We start from the raw sequence: 18,190 nt of genomic DNA, 5'->3' as shown, positions 1-18,190 counted from the left end.
ATCGACATGGACGGGACAAAGCGGATTGGCATCTTGACCAGTGGCGGGGATTGTTCAGGCTTAAATGCAGTCATTCGAGCGGTGGTCTTTCGAGCGATCGGAACGTATGGCTGGAAGGTCTTAGGAATTTGTCGAGCCACCAATGGCTTAATGGAGCGCCCCCCTGACATTGTGGCGTTAGATATTGAGCGCGTCGATCGCATTCTGACCGCAGGCGGAACGTTTCTTGGCACAACCAATAAGGGCAATCCGTTTGCGTTTCCGATGCCCGACGGAGAACTCCTCGATCGCTCCTCCGAGATTATCGACGGCTACCATATGCTGGGCTTAGACGCCATGATTGGCATCGGCGGGGATGGCAGCATGGCGATTCTGCGAAAGCTGGCACAGCAAGGCGGCATGAATTTAGTCACAATTCCTAAAACGATTGATAACGATGTTGGCATCACCGAATGCTCGATCGGCTTTGATACGGCCGTCAACATTGCTACAGAAGCCGTCGATCGCTTGCACTTCACCGCAGCAAGCCATTCTCGCGCCATGATTCTCGAAGTCATGGGACGCGATGCTGGACACATTGCCATTAGCGCAGGCATTGCAGGCGGTGCAGATGTGATTTTAATTCCAGAAATCCCCTATACGATCGCGAATCTCTGTCACAAGCTCAAAGAACGCCAAGAGCAAGGCAAAAACTATTCGCTGATTGTTGTGTCGGAAGCGGTGCGCACCGAAGAAGGTAAGACCGTCAGTTCAACCGATCCCTCTGGAGAATCGCGCTACGGCGGAATTGGGCAATATCTTGCCAATAGAATCTCCGCCTGTAGCGGTGTAGAAACTCGCGTTACTGTACTGGGGCACATTCAGCGCGGCGGCACGCCTTCGCCCTTGGATCGGCTGCTCGGCTCAATGTTTGGCGTGGCGGCAGTCGATTTGATTGCTCAAGAAAAATACGATCGCATGGTGGCATGGCGCGATCGCCGCGTGATTGATGTACCGATTGCGGATGCGATCGCACAGTATTGCACTGTTGATCCAGGCAGTGCTGCTGTTCAAACTGCACGCGGACTCGGAATCTATTTAGGAGATTGAGCCATCCTTTGGCGTCGCAGTAAGGCTTTGAAGGATGGTGGCAGCGAATTTTGTAACAGATGTAGCGAATGAACAGATGAATGAATCACCCATTTACATATCTGTTATGTCCGTTACTCGATTCGCTGCCTAGCTTAACTCGCTGCCCCCTGAAGTTAGCAATTCCTCTACGACTGAACAACGCCCCATCAAGCTAAGCTCAAGCGGATTTCCACGTACCGTGAAATCCAAGTGGAATCACTTCCGGCAATGCTAAACGGCAAACTGGTTCATCATCTAAGCGATCGCTATCAAATACCCAAACTTCACTAGTATCGGTATTACCGTCATATACAACCGTCACGATCCAACCTTGATCCAGATTTTGAGCATCGGGCGCGTAAATCGGCTCCATTGCATAGCGGTTTTCGCCCAAATTTGCTTGCATCAGGTCGCCCGTTTGTTGATCGAAGCGTGCGATCGCCTCAAACACACCGGGACTCTCATGACCGGGACGGTAAACTGAAAGGTAAGTGTATCGCCACGCTTGCCCCACATCCGCTTGTTTCACAATTGGAAACTCACAGTCACGATTCAACATCCGATTTATCTCAGAAACGGTTCCTGATATCGGATCTAATCGAATTTGCCATAAAGAAGAACTTGCTTTTGTAGTTGCATGACCTGTTGCAACTTCTTTCAAAAGCTGATTGGTGTTGAAGTCTTCGTATCGCACCACATCTACAACAGCATGACCGTCTTTATCAACTGCACCGTTGCCAAAGTGCCATTGATACCAAGGTTCTGTCTCCCCTCGACTGACCACTTCTAGCGAATCCCGATCAATCACTAGAATTTGCGTTCCCTTTTCGGGCTTCCACTCAAACGATTCTCCAAACCCTTTGAGGCGAGATAAGACCAGCAGAGGATTTAATCGAATAGGCGAGACGAAAAATAGCAGATATTGCCCTGCCATAACGAAATCATGAATCAGTGGAAAGCCATCTAGCGGCACCTGATTTCGCTGCTTTAAATTGCCCGTCGCATCAAGGCGATAGAGGTTAAGCATGGCGTTCTTACCAAAGCTCACCCCAAAGTTGTAAACCTCTCCAGTTCTATCATCGCGCTTCGGATGAGCCGAAAATGGCATCAAAGGTGGTAAACCGTTTAGATCCGTTTGACCTTCAGTGTTTAACGTCTCTGGATTTAAAGCATAGGGATGTCCGCCCTCCCACAATGCCAGCACGCGATCGTCAAACGCAAGGACTGAAGTATTGCCTGCGTTTTTTGGCCCCTTCGTAAACCGATTCCAAATTCCTCCAGGGGGGAGCATTCCATACCCACCATAGAGAAAGTGTCCTGCCTTTTCTTCTTCCTGAAATTCTTTGCCCTGCACATAGCGATACACTCCCGTTGCGCCTGCATCGGTGAAATGAACTCCTAGTACAGCACCGTCCCCATCAAACCAATGAGAAACCCGCGTATTGCCCCGCTCTAATCGCGCTGGGCCGTTTCGATAGAGCGACCCTCTTAACCTTGTAGGAATCTTGCCAGACAGAACTGCTAAAGCTGTTGGAGCAAAACCGTTAGCGGTATGTAAAACTGACCCTACCCAATCTTTAGGTCGTGTTGCAATAACCATACATTCCTTCCTTATCAGTCTGTATTCAAACTTACGAAATCTAGTGCAACATCTGCCGTAAGCCGTTTACTTCTAGTTTAGAAGTATGACCACCGATGCAACGGATCGCATTACCTAAATTTTATTCACTAATTTGAATATGTCAATAAGTGAATAAAAGCCGTCTGTTGCCTGTGGTCACGGAGGCAAGCTCACAATCTGTGCCAGTCCCACAATTCACTAGCAGAACTACTGACTGATGAAACTTAGATCAGCGCTAAGTGGGAATGCATTGCCGTTCCCGAAAGCTAATCGCAGCATCGTTGCTAGACACAATAAAATTCTTCAACTAATTACAATCACCCGCAGGTCAAGAGCGTCTGATACAATTACGGCGTTGTTAATATAAAGCACGTCTCTTGAGTCAGTCGATCGATCTCCCTCAAGTCGATGATTTTTTACAAGAACTCGCCACGATTCAGCAAACGGGTTCTAAGCGGATCGCTCTATTAGGGTCACGCCACGTTCCTATCACCCATCAAACTCTAATTGAGTTGATGAGTTATGCACTGGTTCTAGAAGGCAATCGAATCATTACTTCAGGGTCAACCGGAACTAATTTTGCTGCAATTCGTGGTGCTTTACGGGCTGATCCAAGTATGCTAACGGTGATTCTGCCGCAGAGTATGGAGCGCCAACCTCGCGAATCTCGTGAGCAGTTAGAAAGTGTGATGCACTTGGTCGAATCGCCAGAGAACAATAGTCTTTCTCTAGCTGAAGCCAGTGCCTTGTGCAATCAAGAGATTGTGTCTCGCTGTCAGCAACTCATTAGCTTTGCGTTTCATGACAGCCATACTCTTCTGCGAACTTGCCGCGATGCCGAAGACCAGCGCAAAATTGTGACAATATTCTATTTTGATTAGGACATGACACTGTTCGGATTCTCTGTGCCGACCATTTTGCTAATCGCGATCGCGGCGACTGCTGTTCTCGTGTATCTTCCATTTGCTCTCGTGGGGGTTGCCCGCGTGCAGGTTGGCTACAATCGAGATATGAGGTCGTCTCCTCGGGCAACGCTCGATAAACTCCCCGAATACGGCAAACGTGCAACCTGGGCACACCAAAATTCCTTAGAAGCGTTTTCGCTGTTTAGTGTTGCGGCATTAATGGCGTATGTGACACAGCAGGATTCCGCAACGGTCGCTTGGGCTGCGATCGCGTTTGTGCCGATTCGCTTCCTCTACTCGGTGTTTTATATTCTGGATGTTCCGCTGCTGCGATCGCTGATGTTTGCCCTTGGTTCAACCTGCATCATTACCTTGATCGGATCGAGCATCACTAGCACTATGAGGTAGGAGACAACTGTTCTTTAAATAACCCCTATTTTTTCTATGGCTTCTACATTTTCGTTTGATATCGTCAGTGAATTTGACCGTCAAGAACTCGTCAACGCCGTCGATCAGACCAAGCGAGACGTGAGCAGTCGCTATGATCTCAAAGACACCAATACTGAGATTGATTTGAACGACGATGCGATCGTCATCAACACCGATAGTGAGTTTACGCTCGATGCAGTCCACAACCTATTGCAGCTAAAAGCCTCAAAGCGCAATTTGTCTTTGAAAATCTTTGACTACGGCAAAGTAGAATCGGCAAGCGGCAGCCGTGTCCGGCAAGAAATTAAGCTCAAAAAAGGCATCAGCCAAGACATCGCGAAGCAAATTACCAAAATCATTCGCGACGAATTTAAAAAAATTCAAGGGTCAATTCAGGGCGATGCCGTTCGGGTATCGGCAAAATCGAAGGATGAATTACAAGCCGTAATGCAACGCATGAAGCAAGAAGATTTCCCGGTTGCACTGCAATTCACAAATTATCGATAGAGTTCAGTGGCAAATTGAATAACGCTGTAGCAAATCTATCCAGCTTGATCAGTGAGATTTAGAGTGTGAGCATCTTGCACACGCTCAGATATTTTTGCAAAGCCCAGAGGCAACAGCCGTTCTCATCACTTGAATAGTGGACTTGGAGAATAGGCGATCCACTGTACAAATCTTCTATATCTGAACATCTGTTCATATGTTACGATGAATTTAACCTCTATAAGAGTCACATCATGGCTACTGCAACTCAAATGAAATGCGCGTGCGAACCTTGTCTTTGCATCGTTACCCCCGACGATAGCGCTACTGAGAAAGATGGCAAATACTATTGCAGCCAAGTCTGCGCCGATGGTCATCCCGATGGACACGGTGACTGTGGACACAAAGGTTGTAATTGCTAACAAAAAGCGAGGCTCAAGGATGGAAGATCCTTGAGCCTCTATTCAAGTTATGCACCCTCATCGAATTGCCTTTACTGATGCCTGATTACCAGATCGTCTCCACTAACTGAGACCTTGGTAATTTGGCGAATTCCAAACTGATTTAAGACAGGTTGTACGGCGTTAGCAACCCGCCCTTGCAGCGTTGGATCATTTAGACGAGTGCGAACCTGAGTTTCAACCAGAGATACGATCGTATTTTTATAGCCAAATAGCGGATTACAAATATCGACTCCAAAAATTCGGCAAGCGCCCGTTGCTTGAATGTTGGCATTAAAGTCAACCCGGGTCACTGTATAGGAGAGCCGCCCATTCGCTGCGATCGGGCGCAGAAAGACATCCATCCGAGCATTATTAATTTCCACGTCGGGGACACCGTTATCTCCTAGAGATACAGCGCCTGTATGAAATCCTTTAATCTCTCGTCCAGCACTTTCCATCAATAAACTCAGCTTAAAAGTCGGGCTCTGCCAGCCTACCTGAGGCGTGCTGAGATTCCAGTCTTGGACATAGAACTTAGCATCCCCGGCATCCGGACAGAAGAAACCGCAGTCTAGATCTTTGACCCCTTCCGGAACGTTGAATGGAAACTGATTTCCGCCTAACGCTTGCGGTAAACGGACAAAAGAATCGTTTGGTTTATGCCAACTCTTGCCCTGCTTAGGGCCAAAGTTATTGAGATGAAGTTGCGTTCCTTGAACAGCGTTATTTACGAGGGCAGTAATTAACTGTACTGGAACCCGCACATCTTGACCTGGTGGTTCAGGTTGAGGCGGCACAGGAGGTCTAGGAGGACGTCCTTCACAGATGGGAGGTGGGTTATCGCCAGTACAGTCAGGAATCGCCCTGACTGCGTTCTGAGGAATAAGCGCGATCGCACTGGCTACACAAGTTACTGAAACTGCACTCATCACAGCAGACAGCAAAGCAGGTCGAGTCATGTCAGGAACTCCTTTCTCAGGGTGGAGAAGGGGAGCCGCTTTACTTCAGTTCTTTAGATACAAGTTCTTTAGATACAAAGATAAATTGCGGAATCTTAAGCAACAACCTATCCTGAGTTCGTTACTGTAGCGCTATAAATGAACATCTCAAGGGAGTTACCAGTCCCCCCTTATGAAATTAATCATAAGTCAGTTTCTATGTTCTTGATATTACCCAGTAGGGTACTCTTCACCTGTATTTTTATCTAGAGAAAAGAGGGCACGATATCATGCCCTCTTTTCTCTAGATTTGGATAGATTTAGAGATTTGACATCACAGCTTTTGCCGCTTCGATCGTGCGATCGACCTCTTCATCGGTATGCGCCAATGATGTAAAGCCTGCCTCAAACTGCGACGGAGCAAGGTAGACGCCTTGCTCCAACATGCCACGATGAAACTTGCTGAACTTCACGAGATCTGACTTCTTCGCATCCTCGTAGTTGTGCACCGGACCTTCGGCAAAAAACAGCCCAAACATGCCGCTAATTGAGCCGCCGCTCGCCGCGTGCCCTGTTTCTTTCGCCACATCCAGCAATCCTGCAATCAGGCGGGACGTCACGCGATCGAGGTGTTCATAGCTTCCAGGACGGCGCAGTAGTTCTAGCGTTTTAATCCCGGCAGTCATAGCTAGCGGATTTCCTGACAGCGTACCTGCTTGGTACATCGGACCTGCGGGAGCTACCATCGCCATAATGTCTTTGCGTCCACCATAGGCTCCAACAGGCAAGCCGCCACCGATCACCTTGCCAAGCGTCGTAAGATCAGGCGTAATCCCAAATTTCTCCTGTGCCCCACCGTAAGAAATTCGGAAGCCCGTCATCACTTCGTCAAACACCAGCAGCGCGCCGTGTTCTTGCGTTAGTTCCCGTAATCCTGCCAAAAATCCAGCTTCCGGCACAATAAACCCAGCATTTCCTACCACAGGTTCTAAAATCAGACCTGCAATTTCCCCCGGATTCTCTTCAAACAACTGGCGCACCGCGTCCAAATCGTTATAGGGAGCGGTGAGCGTGCTTGCCGTTGTGGATTTGGGAACGCCTGGAGAATCGGGTAACCCCAACGTTGCCACACCCGAACCTGCTTTCACCAAAAACATGTCTGCGTGTCCGTGGTAGCAGCCCTCAAACTTGATCACCTTTTCCCGCCCAGTAAAGGCGCGCATCAAGCGTAGAACCGCCATACATGCTTCAGTTCCAGAATTGACAAAGCGCACCATTTCGACGCTGGGAACGGCATCAATGACCATTTCAGCCAGCACATTTTCTAAGGCGCAGGGTGCACCAAAACTAGTGCCTTTCTCCGCCGCCTCCTGAATGGCTCGAATCACATCGGGATGAGCGTGCCCACAAATCGCTGGACCCCATGTGCCTACGTAGTCGATGTACTGATTGCCGTCTACATCCCAAGCGTATGCGCCTTTGACGCGATCGAAGACGATGGGCTGTCCGCCGACCGATTTAAATGCCCGCACCGGAGAACTGACTCCCCCCGGCATTAACTGCTGAGCTGCTGCAAAAATTTCTTCTGATTTGGATGTTCTCAAAGTACCCGTAATCAAAGCTCTCTCCTTATAAATTCTGAAGATATTCCGTAGGACAGGCGCATTTCCTGACCTAAGCCGCAATACTGGAAAATTATCTCACTTACTGGAGGCGGCTAGAATGTCGTACCAAAGTAATTGCGAATTGCCCGAAGGTATTCGCGAGCAACTTTCTGAGACTGCACAACACTTCTATAGGGTAGCGTTTAACTCTGCCCTTCAGTGGTATGGGGAAGAGGCAAAAGCCCACCACGTGGCTTGGAGTGCAGTCCGAAGTCAAACAGTGAGCCTCAATAGCGCCATTTCATAAAGCTATCAAGGCTAAGATAAGCTGCCCTAGCGATCGCATTTCTTAAGCTTTTTAACCTTTGTTTTTCCCCATTAATTTCTTAGTTATCAGAATCTGATTCAATCGAAGCAATTTTAATTAAGGGCGCTCTCCGGTAGAGCGCCTTCTGAGGATTTGGGATTCGTCCTGGGAATTTGTCCTGATTTGAATCAGTCCTGAGAGTTGGGAATTTGCTCTGAAAGAGGTAGCATAATTGGGATCTTGCTGGGGAGTGTCAAATGAAACTACAACCGGGTGCAACCCTTCAGAACGGGAAATACCTGCTCAGCCAGGCGCTAGGTGATGAAGGCGTTGGAGCAACTTACCTAGCGACCCAAACTCTGCTTAATCAGGGAGTCGTCATCAAGACACTAGACCCCAGTTTGCAGGTGACTCGCAGTTTTCCTCAGCTCAAGGCTGAATTTATCGAAGAAGTCCGGCTGTTGGCGAGAACTCAGCATCCCAGCATCGTTCGAGTCTTAGACTTCTTTGAAGAAGACCAGCTTCCTTGTCTGGTGATGGAATTTGTGTCAGGTCAAGCGTTAGCGACGCTGGTTTCTGTGCATGGAGCGCTTGCAGAAGCCGAAGCAATTCATTACATTCGGCAAGCTGGCTCTGCGGTGAGTGTTGCACATGGGAATGGACTGATTCACCGAAATATTCAACCGCGATCGCTGATTCGGCGTCAGGGAACAAATCTTGCCATCCTGGTTGGCTTTGGATTCGCTCATGATCTAGCTAGTCCCAGCCTACCCCCCACTCAAATCAATCCATTTACTCCAGATTGGGACGTTGAGAGTCAGACGGCGATCGATCGCTATGGTCTCGCGGTTACTCTGTATTACTTATTATCGGGTCAGGCTCCGACCGCGCAGATGTCGCTCGATCAGCATTCGTGGAGTGACACGACTAAAGAAGCAATTTTGCAAGGGATGAATCCAGCCTTGCGATCGCAATCTGTGGAGGAGTGGCTGCGTTTTCTACCCAATACGACGCTGCCGTTGCTCGGAGTGTCTTCCCCTGCTGCATCTGCGCCCACATCCTCCCCTCGTCCTGTCTCACAGCCCATACCCCTTCCCATGGCGACACCACGAGAAGCGTCTCCTAAAGTTGTAGAACGTGACGTGGTAAAACAGAATGCACCCAGTAATGCACCCAGTGTCGTAAAAGCACCTCAAACTCCTCCCCCACCGCCGCCCCTAAAAATTACCCAACCAGCGGCGACGCTCAACGTTTCACCCAAACCGACCCTTCCACCTGTTGCCAGACCTCTCACTCAAAAACCGATTGCGGCTTACTCTGGAATGAGCCCTCACTTTCCGAAATTTTTGGTGATTACAGGAGCTACTGCCACCGCTTTAGGTTTGGGCTTTGGCTTAGCCCTACGAATTAGTGCTGCTAAAGCGCCTGGAGCCAGCATTTTTCATCCCGCGCAAACCTTTAGCGATCGCGCCTGGAAAGGCACCCTTTCTCCAAGCGTCGATCAAGGCGATATTCCTGTAGAGAAGATGCCGGGGAGCTATGGCAGCAAGCCGCCTACCACCACAGATTGGACAATGCCAGCAAATTCAGCTGAGCAAGGTTCAGTAGACGTTCCAGCAACCCAACTGGCTCCTATCCAGCGCGCACCAGAACTAGAGCGATCGTTGCCTTCATCTCCACAGACCGAACTTGCTCCGCTTGACAGCGCTCCCGTTCCTGTAGAAACACCCCGCTACCGTCCAGTCGAACCCGCTCCAGTCAAGCCTATTCCTAAAGCTGTTTCTCCTGTGGAACCGCCATTGCCAACGGCTCCCGAAGTGCCTGCGGTTGCTCCTGTTTCGCCTGCTACCAATCCTTCTAATTTGGAGTCGCGCGAGAGCGCACCAGAACCCCCCACGAGGAGCGTGACTGGAAACTGAAGAAGACTTTTAGAGGTCGATTAAACTAGACATAAGGGATGAAAGAATGGTTTTGCTTACTTTAGCCTTCATCCCTTTCCTAAGCGGGAACAAGCTATAATTTGGGCAGCGCTGGAATAATTTTTATGAATAATAGTTCTTTACTTCGTGCCTTTTTTGTGGGTCGCGCGATCGCAGAGGTCGTGTATGAGCAGGTTGAGGCTGGCGTCACAGAAGCGCTCAGCGAATTGGGCAAGTTTGACGCCGAGCAGCGAGAAAATCTACGGAATTTTGTCGATGATGTGATGGAGCGAGCTGCTCGCGAAGAAGAAATCGCGATGCAATCTCGCTCTGCAACTGCTACTCCAGGCACAACCGTCGTCGACTTTGCCGGAACCCCGTCGAGTGACTTACAGGCCACAATTGATGACCTAAGAGCTGAGATTGCCGAACTGCGATCGCAGTTACAACTTTACCGCAGTCGCTCAGAACAGCCTTAGCGGGTTCTACCGCAAGGGGCTGGGCAGCCCCTCTATATAGCGTTGATAATCAAACAAAAGTTAGTTGGAAAGTCGAGTGTCTGTTTCTTCTAATGACTCCAGCCCCTCTCAGCACTCAGCAGATCTGCCTGTGAGCGCTGACTCGCAGCTTAAGCATGCCGAAGACAATGGCAAGCACCTCAGAGTAACGCCGCCGTTTGAAACAGTGGAGCAAGATCTGCTGACTGAGCCACAAGTGCCACTATCGGATTACCCCAGCGGATTGCCCACCAAACGCCAAGTGAGGGGTCAAGCTCGTCGTGCGAAGGCTTATCGTTGGAGTCGAGAAAGCTACTCCAAACAGCGTCGGTATATCGATATTTGGTCGTTTGTGCTGAAACTGATGGCGGCTAGATGGCTCTACAACAAGTCTTGGAGCTATCGGGGAGGCATGACTGACGCTAGCAAAGCTGAGCGGCGACGAACCTTAGCTAGTTGGATTCGAGAAACGTTGCTTGATCTTGGACCAACTTTCATTAAGCTTGGACAACTCTTCTCAACTCGTGCTGACTTATTTTCCATTGAGTTTGTTGAAGAACTGTCTAAACTACAAGATCGGGTGCCTGCCTTCAGCTACGAGCAGGCGGCGGCAATCATTGAGCAAGATTTAGGAAAATCTGTTGAGGATCTGTATCGCAGCTTCGACCCGATTCCTTTAGCTGCCGCTAGTCTAGGACAGGTGCACCGAACGCAGTTACATTCTGGTGAAGAAGTCGTTGTCAAGGTTCAACGCCCCGGACTCCGAAAATTATTCGAGATTGACCTCCAGATTCTCAAAGGCATTGCTCGCTATTTTCAGAGTCACCCAGAGTGGGGCAAAGGTCGCGACTGGTCAGGCATTTATGAGGAATGCTGCAAAATTCTTTGGCAAGAAATTGACTACTTGAATGAAGGTCGCAACGCAGATACCTTCCGACGCAACTTCCGAGGGCATGACTGGGTACATGTGCCAAGAGTGTACTGGCGCTATGCTTCGCCGCGAGTCTTGACGCTGGAATACCTACCGGGGATTAAAATTAGTCACTACGAAGCTTTAGAAGCAGCAGGGCTCGATCGCAGCCGCCTTGCGAACCTGGGAGCAGAAGCCTATCTCCATCAATTATTAACTAATGGGTTCTTTCACGCCGATCCCCACCCTGGCAACATTGCCGTCAGTCCCGATGGCAATCTGATTTTCTACGACTTCGGCATGATGGGACAGATTCAACCCGTCACTCGCGAACGCCTATTGGATACCTTTTTTGGCGTTGCTCAGAAAGATGCTGACCGTGTGGTGCGATCGCTAATCGATCTCGGCGCGCTGGCTCCTGCCGAGGATATGGGTCCGGTGCGTCGTTCTGTCCAGTTTATGCTGGACAATTTCATGGACAAGCCTTTTGAAGACCAGTCCATTTCAGCCATTAGCGATGATTTGTATGAAGTTGCCTACGGTCAGCCGTTCCGGTTTCCAGCGACGTTTACCTTCGTCATGAGAGCGTTCTCCACCCTTGAAGGGGTAGGCAAAGGGCTAGATCCAAAATTCAACTTTATGGAGGTTGCAAGACCATTTGCAATGCAGCTTATGACCAATGGAAATTCTTCAGAAGCCGGAAGTAGCATCATCAACGAGTTAGGTCGGCAAGCCGTGCAGGTTGGCAACACGGCGTTTGGATTACCGCGTCGGATCGAAGACACGCTTGATAAGTTAGAGCGGGGGGATATCCGGGTGCGGGTGCGATCGACGGAAACTGACCGGGTGTTGCGCCGCATCAGTGGGGTCAACATGGGCACAAACTACACGCTGTTGACTTGTGCTTTTACGATATCAGCGACCATCTTGCTTGTGAGCCAGCTTGCCTGGGCCGCGACGATTCCCGCCGTTGCTGCCTTGATTAGCGGGGTAGCGCTTATTCGACTGATGCTGAAGCTAGATCGTTACGATCGAATGCCCTAGTTAGGGTATGGCTCAAGTGAAGTTTTCGCCCACTTGGGTACGAATCGAGTTGAATAGTATTTAGGAAGCTCAACCTTTTTCACCCAAGTTTCTTGCTGATCGAATCATGAAACGCCTTTTTACCGGGATGACCGATACCGGGTTAGTCCGCTCTGCCAATCAAGATTCCTACGTTATTGACTCTGATGGGCGCTTTTTTGTGGTGGCAGATGGTATGGGTGGACACGCAGGGGGGCAAGAAGCTAGCCGCATTGCTACAGAAGTCATTCAAACGTTTCTTACCCAGTATTGGAATTCTGAGATTCCGTCTGAACAACTCCTGGAAAAAGCGATTTTAGAGGCAAATCAAGCCATTCTAAACGATCAAACTCAGCATCCAGAGCGCGCTGATATGGGTACGACGCTGGTTGTTCTGATGTTTCGAGATGAGCAACCGCTCTGCGCTCATGTTGGAGATTCTCGGCTATATCGGCTGCGAGACGCGACATTACAGCAACTGACAGAAGACCATACCTGGGTGGCACGGGCGGTGCAGCTAGGAGAACTCACCCCTGAGCAAGCGCGATCGCATCCGTGGCGGCATGTGTTAGCCCAATGTTTGGGGCGAGAAGACCTCCAGCCCGTCGCCATTCAGCCGATTGAGGTGCAGCCCTGCGATCGCATCCTGCTGTGTACAGACGGACTGACTGAAGAACTGTCTGATCAAATCATCGCCACCCAATTAGAGTCGATTCGGGTCTGTGAGAAAGCAGCATTGGCTCTGATTGACGCGGCTAAAGACCGGGGCGGACGCGATAACATCACCGTTATTGTTATTTCGATCGACGCTGGAAGGTGAAAGATGAATCGAAACGAAACGTCTACTTAGCCGGTAAAAGCGTTTTAGCCGGTAGAAGCGTTGCGCTTAGCAAAGCACATTGGCATTGAATAGGAAAACAGTAGGGCAGACATAACGGATAGTGCCTCTATCTGTTACCTCTACTCAACTATCTGTTACCTCTACTCAAAAATTCTCTGGCAAAGTGAGGCATTAAGGTAGATGCAGTAGTTCGCCCTGCCAGTGAAAACAGGATGTACTTTTGTATCATTCTTGACTCTTTAACTCTATCGTAACCCAGCGAAACTGGCAGTTTCAGCTTTTCCTCACTCACAGGGAATATCGCTCATACTCCTCCTCTCTCCTCTAGACAGAAGAGGGAGTCTGTCTTAGTGCAAACTCTGAATAATGAATTGCAGCTTTAAATCACTCCAAGGGGGGTATGGCCATTTTGTCAAATGCTTGTTATCTTTGTTAACAACAAACGATAAATGCCTTCCCACATTCATTGGGTGTTTTTAAGGAATCAACCTCGTTTGCCAGAATCCACTGTTGACAATATCAGCCGTTGATTCTGTAATCTGTCTACTCTCTTACATTGTCGTCTACTCTCTTACATTGGAGTTTGTTATGAGTCAACCTGTAGAGCTAAGCTTGGAACAACAATTCAACATCCGCTCTTTCGAGACCCAAGTGCAGAAGATGAGCCGTGAACAAGCCCAAGATTTCTTGGTCAAGATGTACGAGCAAATGCTGATGCGCGAAACGATGTACCGCCACTTCCTGAAGCATCAGTGGGGCTTAGAACCCGAGATGCCGTAAGGTCAATCCCATCTGTATGGGCGACCTCGATCTCTTGCTTTGTTCTTGCGAGTGAGAAAGAAGCTGGGGTGTGGGGCGTTCAGCACAATGGTTCAATTCAATTAGGCGTAGTGCCATTGACAATGCAAGCTTGCCGTTCTCCGTTTAATATTCAGTTTGATTCAGTAGAAAGAGCCAGTTTACGAGTTCCATCGAACAGTTTCTCTTACTGCCTTAGCAATTGTTGCGCAACGCTTTTACGAGTTCTGACGCATACTTCTGAGATAGAGTGTCCAGAACTGAAAATCTAATAAACTAGCACGTTAGCCTTGCGACCAGACTGACAAATCTTTTATTCCTGACTTGTTGCCTTTAGACTCGTACGACTAAAGAACGAGGCAACAACAATTAAAGCCGCTAAGCCTAGCAGTAGGCGACCAATCACTCCGTAGGCAAGCCCTAAACCAAAGCGACTGGCGATCGGTTGCACCACGATAGGCGAGAAAAACTGTCCCAAGAACATGGCAGAGGTCACGCCGCCTAGTAGCCGTCCTCGAATTTGAACAGGAGCGATCGCATTAATCCAAACATTCATATTTGGCATCAGTAGCCCTAGTCCAAGTCCGGCGATCGATAGACTCAAGACGACGAATACGTAGTTCCCGGACAGAGAAACGGCAATGTAGCCAAGTCCCATCAATAAGTAGACGCAGACCAAGATTCCTTGAAAGCTGAGCGTGCTTTTGACGCTTCTATAGCGGGTAGACATCGTTGCACTGGCTAAGGTACACGCCGCAATTGCAAGTCCGCTTTCCTTACCGCCGCCCTGACCCAGGCTTTGAAGATAGAATGGTAGCTGCACTGGGATCATGTAAAAAGCAACCATCGTAATGAATGTCAACAGAAAAATTATCGCCACCGTTGCAATGGGCAACCGCTCGACGGGTTTATTGCTATTACTAGAAGCCACAGTTTGAGGTGTTCTAGGCTCAGTCAGGGTAAAGATAGCAAGAGGAGCGATCGCAAACGCCACCAGATAAATGAGGAACGGCAATCGCCAACTGGCATCTGCCAAAAACCCTCCCAAGGTTAGAAAGGCAACTCCTCCGTATCCCATAAAAGCTGCCTGAGTCCCCATCACCTGATTGCGTTTGATCCCTTGGTAATAGTCAGCGACCAGTGCTGTTGCCGTAGTCATAATTGCGCCGACCGATAAGCCAAGCAGTGCCCGTCCAATCAACAGACCCTTGAGAGAACTGAGAACTAATCCAGAACCACCCGCTAAGCCGTAGAGGATGACTGCGCCAATCAACAGTGGCTTTCGACCAAAGCGATCGATGATTGCGCCAGCAAACGGTGCGCTAATTGCCGTAAATAATGCAGGCATGGTCAGCAGCAGCTTGACCCAAAATTCAGCGTCTGATTCGGTGCGAAAGAAATCTTGAATTTTAGGCAAGGCAGGAGAAATGGTTGCACCCGCCATGACCGTCATGCTGCTGAGTAATAGAAGCGTGACCAGTTTGAGCAAGAGGGTTTCCTCCTAAAGGGAGCGACTTTCTCGTAATCCTAAAGCAACTTGGACTAAATAAGCGAGGGCGATCAGTCCGACAAACAGGACTGGAGAAAAGTTTTGTCCTACGATCGCCACCCCTAACACTGCTAACGCTGATCCCAGTCGGTACTTTGCTAATCTGATCTTTCTCTCACCGGAAGCACAGGTGAGGTAGTGAATCAGCGCTAACGCTCCTAAACTCAACATCGCGCCCACGGCTAAAAGCCAGCGATCGTTCTCTGGAATTGCTGTAGTCGCATACTTAATCGCATGTCCTATCCCAATGCCGGTAGCGCTAAGTCCAATCACAAATGGCAGGTGCCCGTATAGCCAAACTAAACCCGGCAGTGGGTGACCGGCCCTCATTGCTTGAAGGGGAGAGCCATCAACACTATCAAAATAGAGCCACCAAGCGCTAAATGCCGTACTTAGTCCTAGAAGTGAAATAGCAACTGTAGGAGCAGTCCACACTTGCCCAGAGATGCCCCGCACCACGGATAAGACCGATTCGCCCAATACAATAATCACGAACAGCCCCATCCGTTCTGGAATGTGGGATAGGCTAGGCGGAACTTGTCGAATTAACCGTCCTGCCGTCAAGGGCGTCACAAAGTCGATGAACAATCCGACGATCCATAGCAAAAATCGCCACGGCGTGGGGACAGCAATCGACAGGAGCCAGCAAAGCATTCCTAAACTAAATCCAGTCGCATACCAGCGGGTCAACGGTCGAGCTATGGGGATGTGATGACCAGCATTTAAATATTGAATAATTAAAACGCTCCGAAATGCGGCATAGGATAGCGCAAATGCGATCGCGGTTTTGCCCAATCCGTAGTGCACATTGACCGCTAATGACGCCACGATCGCCATTTGCGTGAACGTCAGCAGGCGTTGACCCAGATCATCGGTATCAAACCGAGTGGCGTAGAACGTTGCACCTACCCAGCACCACCAGACAGGCGCGAACAGAACCACGAAGCCAATGAAGCCGTTGACCGAAACATCTTCACTAAGGGTGTGACCCAGTTCTGCGATCGCCACCACAAAGATTAGATCGAAAAATAATTCCAGCCAGGTAGCACGACGTTCTTCTTCAAGGTCTTGACCGACTCGTAACCGAGGAGGCTCCCACAAATTTTTAGACATAGGACAGTCCCTTGAGGATTAACTGCTGTTACCGTTCTGCCGTCTCTCTATTTATTTAGATCAATTAATTGGATCAATGCTAATCAGATCACATTAGATGTGGTTCCTTGGAGTTAGATGTTGAAGTAGCGCTCTATGCTGATCGAGCTAAAGCTGTGGAACCCGCTTGTGCCATTCTGTGGCCTGCTCATAGGCATAGGCAACCTGAAACACTTGGTCTTCGCGCAACACATTACCAACAATTTGTAAGCCGATCGGCAGCCCCTGCGAGTCGAATCCACAGGGAACACTCATTCCGGGTAGGCCGGCTAGATTCACCGGAATCGTCATCAAATCGATGAGATACATGCTGAGCGGATCGGCAGATTTATCCCCAATTTTAAAGGCAGTCGTGGGCGCAGTCGGAGACACCAACACATCTACACTTTCAAATGCGTTCTCAAAATCTTGCTTGATCAACGTTCGGACTTTCTGAGCTTTAATATAGTACGCGTCGTAATATCCGGCTGAAAGCGCATACGTTCCAATCATGATGCGGCGCTTGACTTCTGCACCAAAACCTTCTGCACGGGTGCGAGTATACATGTCCATCAAATCTTCAGCATTTTCGATGCGCTTGCCGTATCTCACCCCGTCATATCGCGCCAAATTTGCTGAGGCTTCAGACGGCGCGATGATGTAGTAGGCGGCGATTCCGTAGCGGAAACGAGGACAGGAGATTTCTCGAACTTCTGCACCAAGCGCCTTTAACTGCTCGATCGCGGCTCTCACAGCTTTCTCCACGTCCGGATCAAGCCCTTCGCCAAAGGTTTCTGTAATAATGCCGACTTTCTTTCCTTTCAAGTCGGGGATGAGAAACTGGGTGTAGTCTGGGATTTCGACTTTTAAACTGGTGGAATCTTTGGGATCATAGCCCGCGATCGCACTCAACAAAATTGCTGCATCTTCAACCGATCGCCCAAACGGCCCGATCTGATCAAGCGAGGACGCAAACGCGACTAGGCCATAGCGCGAAACCAAGCCATAGGTCGGCTTCATGCCCACAATGCCACAAAACGACGCCGGCTGCCGAATCGAGCCGCCTGTATCCGAGCCGAGCGACACGACGCATTCTCCGCCTGCTACCGCCGCCGCCGATCCGCCGGATGATCCGCCTGGAACTCGTGCTGTATCCCACGGATTAGCCGTTTTTGCAAAGGCAGAGGTTTCTGTCGAACCGCCCATCGCAAACTCATCAAGATTGGTTTTACCCACCATTACTGCCCCTGCATCCCGGAGCTTCTGCGTCACCGTAGATTCATAGGGCGGAACGAAGTTTTGCAAAATTTTAGAGGCGCACGTGGTCGGGATGCCTTGCGTGCAGAGGTTGTCTTTGATGCCAATCGGAATCCCGGCTAGCAGCCCAATTTCTTCTCCGGCGGCGAGTTTAGCGTCTACTTGGTTGGCTTGCTCTAAGGCGCGATCGCGAGTGATGTGCAAAAAGCTGTGCAACTTTGGCTCCAAGGCGTCAATCTGATTTAGCGACTCTTGAGCGATTTCCACAGCCGATCGTTCTTTGCGAAGAAGTTGTTGATGCAACTCGCGAATGGATGCCATACACTGCCCTCTTTCTGTTTAGCGCGTTCTTCAAAGTAACAGTATACGGGTTGGAGTATAGG

The 18,190-nt window shown here is 49.5% G+C and carries 17 protein-coding genes; 11 read left to right on the top strand and 6 right to left on the bottom strand.

Going from position 1 to position 18,190, the window contains the following annotated elements; translation table 11 throughout:
- The first annotated feature begins 6 nt into the window (after nt 1-6).
- A complete protein-coding gene (locus tag AC5I6P_RS04315) occupies nt 7-1,089 on the top strand; it encodes an ATP-dependent 6-phosphofructokinase (protein ID WP_495692527.1) in 1,083 nt (360 codons plus the stop codon).
- A gap of 199 nt (nt 1,090-1,288) precedes the next feature.
- Here AC5I6P_RS04315 and AC5I6P_RS04310 read toward each other — a convergent pair whose 3' ends face one another.
- Nucleotides 1,289-2,710, bottom strand: coding sequence for a carotenoid oxygenase family protein (locus AC5I6P_RS04310; protein ID WP_495692526.1), 1,422 nt, complete (start codon nt 2,708-2,710; stop codon nt 1,289-1,291).
- A 398-nt stretch (nt 2,711-3,108) separates the two neighbouring features.
- Between AC5I6P_RS04310 and AC5I6P_RS04305 the strand changes: the two genes are divergently transcribed.
- From AC5I6P_RS04305 to AC5I6P_RS04290, 4 genes are all read left to right on the top strand, one after another.
- Nucleotides 3,109-3,612: a DNA recombination-mediator protein A gene (locus AC5I6P_RS04305; RefSeq protein WP_495692525.1), complete on the top strand. Its 504-nt coding sequence runs from the start codon at nt 3,109-3,111 to the stop codon at nt 3,610-3,612.
- A 3-nt stretch (nt 3,613-3,615) separates the two neighbouring features.
- Nucleotides 3,616-4,044: an MAPEG family protein gene (locus AC5I6P_RS04300; RefSeq protein WP_495692524.1), complete on the top strand. Its 429-nt coding sequence runs from the start codon at nt 3,616-3,618 to the stop codon at nt 4,042-4,044.
- Between the two features lie 36 nt (nt 4,045-4,080).
- Nucleotides 4,081-4,572 (top strand): YajQ family cyclic di-GMP-binding protein, encoded by a 492-nt coding sequence (locus tag AC5I6P_RS04295; protein ID WP_495692523.1) that lies wholly within the window; start codon nt 4,081-4,083, stop codon nt 4,570-4,572.
- 233 nt (nt 4,573-4,805) lie between these two features.
- A complete protein-coding gene (locus tag AC5I6P_RS04290) occupies nt 4,806-4,973 on the top strand; it encodes a metallothionein (RefSeq protein WP_495692522.1) in 168 nt (55 codons plus the stop codon).
- A gap of 71 nt (nt 4,974-5,044) precedes the next feature.
- On the opposite strand, the gene AC5I6P_RS04285 is transcribed toward AC5I6P_RS04290, so the two are convergent.
- Both AC5I6P_RS04285 and hemL read right to left on the bottom strand, forming a co-directional pair.
- Entirely contained in the window at nt 5,045-5,953 is a 909-nt protein-coding gene (locus AC5I6P_RS04285) for a hypothetical protein (protein ID WP_495692521.1), read from the bottom strand.
- A gap of 299 nt (nt 5,954-6,252) precedes the next feature.
- On the bottom strand, nt 6,253-7,551 hold the full coding sequence (gene hemL, locus AC5I6P_RS04280; RefSeq protein ID WP_495692520.1) for a glutamate-1-semialdehyde 2,1-aminomutase: 1,299 nt from the start codon (nt 7,549-7,551) through the stop codon (nt 6,253-6,255).
- A 103-nt stretch (nt 7,552-7,654) separates the two neighbouring features.
- On the opposite strand from hemL, the gene AC5I6P_RS04275 reads away from it, so the two are divergent.
- The 6 genes from AC5I6P_RS04275 to AC5I6P_RS04250 all read left to right on the top strand — a co-directional run bounded on the left by AC5I6P_RS04275 (nt 7,655) and on the right by AC5I6P_RS04250 (nt 13,852).
- Nucleotides 7,655-7,843, top strand: coding sequence for a ChaB family protein (locus tag AC5I6P_RS04275; RefSeq protein ID WP_495692519.1), 189 nt, complete (start codon nt 7,655-7,657; stop codon nt 7,841-7,843).
- Nucleotides 7,844-8,100: 257 nt separating this feature from the next.
- Complete coding sequence (locus tag AC5I6P_RS04270; protein ID WP_495692518.1) at nt 8,101-9,762, top strand: serine/threonine-protein kinase; 1,662 nt, start codon at nt 8,101-8,103, stop codon at nt 9,760-9,762.
- Between the two features lie 125 nt (nt 9,763-9,887).
- Nucleotides 9,888-10,241, top strand: coding sequence for a DUF6825 family protein (locus AC5I6P_RS04265; protein WP_495692517.1), 354 nt, complete (start codon nt 9,888-9,890; stop codon nt 10,239-10,241).
- 76 nt (nt 10,242-10,317) lie between these two features.
- Complete coding sequence (locus AC5I6P_RS04260; protein WP_495692516.1) at nt 10,318-12,213, top strand: ABC1 kinase family protein; 1,896 nt, start codon at nt 10,318-10,320, stop codon at nt 12,211-12,213.
- A gap of 106 nt (nt 12,214-12,319) precedes the next feature.
- A complete protein-coding gene (locus AC5I6P_RS04255; RefSeq protein ID WP_495692515.1) occupies nt 12,320-13,051 on the top strand; it encodes a Stp1/IreP family PP2C-type Ser/Thr phosphatase in 732 nt (243 codons plus the stop codon).
- 609 nt (nt 13,052-13,660) lie between these two features.
- Nucleotides 13,661-13,852, top strand: coding sequence for an NblA/ycf18 family protein (locus AC5I6P_RS04250; protein WP_162423724.1), 192 nt, complete (start codon nt 13,661-13,663; stop codon nt 13,850-13,852).
- A 331-nt stretch (nt 13,853-14,183) separates the two neighbouring features.
- On the opposite strand, the gene AC5I6P_RS04245 is transcribed toward AC5I6P_RS04250, so the two are convergent.
- The 3 genes from AC5I6P_RS04245 to gatA form a co-directional block, all read right to left on the bottom strand.
- Entirely contained in the window at nt 14,184-15,359 is a 1,176-nt protein-coding gene (locus tag AC5I6P_RS04245) for an MFS transporter (protein WP_495692514.1), read from the bottom strand.
- 12 nt (nt 15,360-15,371) lie between these two features.
- A complete protein-coding gene (locus AC5I6P_RS04240; RefSeq protein ID WP_495692513.1) occupies nt 15,372-16,532 on the bottom strand; it encodes a low temperature requirement protein A in 1,161 nt (386 codons plus the stop codon).
- A gap of 147 nt (nt 16,533-16,679) precedes the next feature.
- The gene (gene gatA, locus AC5I6P_RS04235; protein ID WP_495692512.1) at nt 16,680-18,128 is read right to left on the bottom strand and encodes an Asp-tRNA(Asn)/Glu-tRNA(Gln) amidotransferase subunit GatA; all 1,449 of its coding nucleotides are present in this window, start codon (nt 18,126-18,128) and stop codon (nt 16,680-16,682) included.
- Nucleotides 18,129-18,190: the final 62 nt, after the last annotated feature.

Source organism: Myxacorys sp. (genome assembly GCF_059501405.1).
The sequence above is the reverse complement of the archived record's forward strand: the minus strand, read 5'-3'. Positions and strand labels throughout refer to the sequence as shown.

What these genes read in the sequence shown, in the direction of transcription:
- AC5I6P_RS04300 (WP_495692524.1), top strand. Translation starts at nt 3,616, where the DNA reads ATGACACTGTTCGGATTCTCTGTGCCGACCATTTTGCTAATCGCGATC.
- AC5I6P_RS04310 (WP_495692526.1), bottom strand. Translation starts at nt 2,710, where the DNA reads ATGGTTATTGCAACACGACCTAAAGATTGGGTAGGGTCAGTTTTACAT.
- AC5I6P_RS04250 (WP_162423724.1), top strand. Translation starts at nt 13,661, where the DNA reads ATGAGTCAACCTGTAGAGCTAAGCTTGGAACAACAATTCAACATCCGC.
- AC5I6P_RS04275 (WP_495692519.1), top strand. Translation starts at nt 7,655, where the DNA reads ATGTCGTACCAAAGTAATTGCGAATTGCCCGAAGGTATTCGCGAGCAA.
- AC5I6P_RS04265 (WP_495692517.1), top strand. Translation starts at nt 9,888, where the DNA reads ATGAATAATAGTTCTTTACTTCGTGCCTTTTTTGTGGGTCGCGCGATC.
- AC5I6P_RS04255 (WP_495692515.1), top strand. Translation starts at nt 12,320, where the DNA reads ATGAAACGCCTTTTTACCGGGATGACCGATACCGGGTTAGTCCGCTCT.
- AC5I6P_RS04270 (WP_495692518.1), top strand. Translation starts at nt 8,101, where the DNA reads ATGAAACTACAACCGGGTGCAACCCTTCAGAACGGGAAATACCTGCTC.
- AC5I6P_RS04295 (WP_495692523.1), top strand. Translation starts at nt 4,081, where the DNA reads ATGGCTTCTACATTTTCGTTTGATATCGTCAGTGAATTTGACCGTCAA.
- AC5I6P_RS04290 (WP_495692522.1), top strand. Translation starts at nt 4,806, where the DNA reads ATGGCTACTGCAACTCAAATGAAATGCGCGTGCGAACCTTGTCTTTGC.
- AC5I6P_RS04240 (WP_495692513.1), bottom strand. Translation starts at nt 16,532, where the DNA reads ATGTCTAAAAATTTGTGGGAGCCTCCTCGGTTACGAGTCGGTCAAGAC.
- AC5I6P_RS04285 (WP_495692521.1), bottom strand. Translation starts at nt 5,953, where the DNA reads ATGACTCGACCTGCTTTGCTGTCTGCTGTGATGAGTGCAGTTTCAGTA.
- gatA (WP_495692512.1), bottom strand. Translation starts at nt 18,128, where the DNA reads ATGGCATCCATTCGCGAGTTGCATCAACAACTTCTTCGCAAAGAACGA.
- AC5I6P_RS04315 (WP_495692527.1), top strand. Translation starts at nt 7, where the DNA reads ATGGACGGGACAAAGCGGATTGGCATCTTGACCAGTGGCGGGGATTGT.